The sequence below is a fragment of the Peribacillus sp. genome, assembly GCF_059453735.1.
In genome coordinates this window covers 1-3,642 of record NZ_JAZVJO010000304.1, presented here as the reverse complement: position 1 = coordinate 3,642, position 3,642 = coordinate 1, and the positions used below count along the sequence as shown (strand labels likewise).

Annotated in this window: 4 protein-coding genes; all 4 read right to left on the bottom strand. The window is 45.0% G+C overall.

Annotated elements, in window-relative coordinates:
* On the bottom strand, positions 1-1,087 hold a 1,087-nt coding region (locus AC52RT_RS09735; RefSeq protein WP_495540559.1), incomplete at its 3' end, for a hypothetical protein.
* A gap of 76 nt (positions 1,088-1,163) precedes the next feature.
* Positions 1,164-2,993 carry a hypothetical protein gene (locus AC52RT_RS09730; protein ID WP_495540558.1) on the bottom strand — a complete coding sequence of 610 codons (1,830 nt, stop codon included), beginning with the start codon at positions 2,991-2,993 and terminating at the stop codon, positions 1,164-1,166.
* Positions 2,994-3,192: 199 nt separating this feature from the next.
* Positions 3,193-3,390 (bottom strand): DUF2262 domain-containing protein, encoded by a 198-nt coding sequence (locus tag AC52RT_RS09725; protein WP_495540560.1) that lies wholly within the window; start codon positions 3,388-3,390, stop codon positions 3,193-3,195.
* An 8-nt stretch (positions 3,391-3,398) separates the two neighbouring features.
* Positions 3,399-3,642 (bottom strand): hypothetical protein (locus tag AC52RT_RS09720; RefSeq protein WP_495540557.1); only part of this gene is annotated, 244 nt, incomplete at its 5' end.

The following is a 3,642-nucleotide window of genomic DNA, read 5'->3' as shown; positions in this document are numbered from 1 at the left end:
CCAAGGAGTTGACTGCCTTATTTGTCTTCCTAAGACCGCTTGGCCCTCCGACTTTCTTCTCATATTTCTCGAGAAGATCCGGTGCGGTGAGGGTATCAAGTCTTCCGCTGAGCGATACATTAAGTCCGCCTGCCGAATTATCAAGAACTGCCGAGAAATCCTTGCCCGCAACTTCTTCTGTGACTTTACCGGCAGCCGGATCCAGAGTCATCTTCCACATCTCTATCTCTTTGTAAGAAGCACGAAGCGCACTAAGTGCTTCATTATCGCCTGCCACAGAGAGCAATGTGTCAGGAAGCAGATCAGAATAAGAGACCCGCTCGACTTTGAAACCCTGACCTGCCAAAAACTCCAATGCCTTATCTGCGCCTCCGATCAGCATGCTGTTCTGACCCAGAGTCACATCAGACATCTGATTGGCTGTATTGGTGGAAAAAGCATTGATCATTTCAGGATTCTCTTTGAACAGAGCTGCAAATGTTGCACCGAATAAATACAGACCTGTTACATCACCGGTCACCCAGCTTCCTCCGAATCTTGTCAGGATCTTCTTTATGTTTTCACATACAGAGATAAGTTCAGGCTCATTGAAATATCCGAGAATACCGTCCATTACAATGCACACTTCTCCGTCTGCGCCTTTGAGCGCCTCTTTCATGGAGTCGTAATTCGTTGCATCCACACCGTAAAACTGTACGGATATTCCGTACTCGTCCGGAATGATCTCTTTTACGATAGGGCCGATCTCATCAGCAACAACAGGAAGATCCATGCCTATGTATTTCTTGTTCATTCCGGGAGCTAACATTGCTCTGGGAGTATAGCCTGACGGAAGATCGATGATCACAGGTTTATTCTCTCTTCTGATCATCTCATTGCTCACTTCATATCTGGCTTCGAGTGCGATCGCATAACCTCTTTTGATCTCAGGCGGAACATTACCTCTTTGACCTGCCAGCTCACTGAGATCCATTTTAGATACTATGGACATGGCATCCTTGTTTCCTACGGAAGCCATTGTAAGTGCCGTTCCCTTGCCTGTGGTATACACCGGATTAGCCAGCGCCTGATATTCTTTCTTTGTCATAAAATTCCTCCGGGATAATTCATCATATTGTGTATTAAAAAGATCGGATAACCGGACGATCCCTAACCTGTCTGACTTATGCTCTTCTCTTTTTCCTGAATACCACAAGTGCGCCACCGCTTAAGATGGCTAAGCCTATGAGCATTACACCGGGGATGATCAGGGAGCTCATACTCTCACCGGTGGAGGGAATGCCTGCGGGAGAAGAAGCGGCCTTGACCGTGAATTCCGCAGAAGCACTCTGACCGTTCCTGAAGTTGACAGTGAGTGTGTGGCTGCCTTCTGACAATGTGTTGAGGTAGGCCGCCTTCAGTGTGACGATGAGACTTCCTTCCTTTAAGGTAAATGCGGGAACCGTGTTTCCGAGATCATCTGTGACCGTTTCCGGAATGGCCTTGCCGTCTACGAAGATGCCGGTGCAGTCTTCGAAAGTCTTTGAATCATCGCCGTTATCAGACTTGAATATGAATTCCGCATCTTTGCCGGATCCGGGCGTAATAGTCTGGTCATTGCCTGATTCACAACTGTAAGTCGGGGTTTCCGTCATATCAACTTTGAACTCGATAAATGCAAAATTGCCTCTGTTGAAAAATTCGTACAGCTCGCCGTTGTGTATGACTATGTCCTCTTTAGAGAGAGCCAGAGTGTATCCGAAATCAACGTCCATAAAGAACAATCCGTAATAGTCTGTGCCTTCTTCGAAAACATCCTCAAATACGTCCAGATAATCCCCTTCAGCGAGGATACACCATGAGCCGTTAGCATCACCGTCCGAAAGATTCGGGCCGTAACCGGCATTTTCAGGGACAGTTATCTCAAAAGGTGTCTCTGATGCCAGGCTCCCGATCTCCGGAGGAGTTATTGTAAACTCGATCATCGGAACAGGAATGAGAGTATAGGCATACAGATTCAGATCTTCTTTTAATCCTCTGTCAAGAATACCCCATCCGTATAAGCTTTCTTCGTCGCCGTTCAGCATGTATAAGTAATCTTCGCTGTCCTCCAATTCGTCATAGGATGAGAATTCGGACATAGGAAGAGTGCTGATATACATCTGGTTTCTGCTGTAAGCATCACTCTCGAAGAAATGGGACTGATCATTTTCTTTCAGGTAAGAGCTGAACAGTTCTACGGGATCTATCCCGGCATATGTTTCTATTACTATCGGCTCAAATTCGTCTTCTCCGTTAATGCTGCTCGAATGAAGCGTGACAGTTATCGGAAAGGTTTTATCGAAGAGCGCGTAAATCTGTTCGCTGTCATCGACAATGAACCAGACCAGAGAGTATTCTTGCGTGATGTCATCAGGAGATTCGCTTCCTGACCAGCCGGAAAAATAATAACCTTCATCCGCTTCCGCCAAAAGCCAGACCTCCGAACCCCAGATTACCGTAACAGCGCCTTCATCAGCTGTACTGATATCTACATCATTTTCATAAAGGGCGTTTGAGAGCGAAGTCGTTCCGCAGTCTGTACTGACCTTCGATTCACTTAAGTCATATTGGTAAATATAAATATCAGTCACAGATGCCGCATAAACAAAAATGTCTTCGGTAACAGGCTTATTAAAATCAAATACAAAATCTTCGTAGTAACATTCGGACGGGAGATCTTCAACCGGTTTTGTTATCCAGGACAGGAATGTTACATCATCATCCTCGGAAGATACATCCCGGAAAACCGGAGAATCCGGCTTTGCTGCAGTTTCACCGCAATTAACGGTAACTTCATAGTTGCCTTCGCCGTTTTCCGTGATCCCTTCTCCTTCGACGACGTATTGACCGTCAGTTACAAAGGTTACCGTGCAGGTTTCCGGGTCCTGCCCGTCCGCCATAACCGGAATGCCGGGAACGGTACCTGCTATAAATGTTAATGAGATGAGGGTTGTCAGCAATTTCTTTTTCATAGTATCCGTCCTTTCCGATCAATATCGCAGTATGGTCAAGGTTATATCTATTAGTATAGAGATTGTCAGGAGGATATCTTTTGATTTGTAAAAATAAAGTGATAACAATATGTTAAGCAATCGGCTGATTATTACGGAGCAGCAATATTATTCTGAACATCAGATCTGTATTCCGCTTTAATCTCCTGCATCAGACAGCTTAACCGACCAGTCCGTTTGCTTCACATGTTCCGTCGGCATTTACAGACACAGAATATGCGTGATCTGTGAACATGCCATCAAGACCGACCAGGACCGAACCGGATCCGTCGGGCTCAAGTGACAGATTCTCAATGCTGAGCCTTCTGATGAATTCCTCTTTGGTGAGAGTAACATTTCCGTTAGTCCCTTTTCCTATATAAAATACTATCGAATCACATCAATACTTATTCCATTCTCTTCGAGAAAAGTTGTGACATTTTGGGGATTCTCGATCGGAACAAGAAGATACATCCCTTTTCGATCTTTTGGGATAAATGCCATTGTGTATTTAAATGCTCTTATGGCCTGATAATTATCCCAGTATGTTTTTCGCTCACCTTGAGAGGTAATAAATATAACTCCATCCTTATCACAGTCAATACGATTATCATTATCCGGACGGTTTCTT

Excerpts from the sequence above, each read along its gene's own strand:
- AC52RT_RS09730 (WP_495540558.1), bottom strand. The coding sequence starts at position 2,993 with ATGAAAAAGAAATTGCTGACAACCCTCATCTCATTAACATTTATAGCA.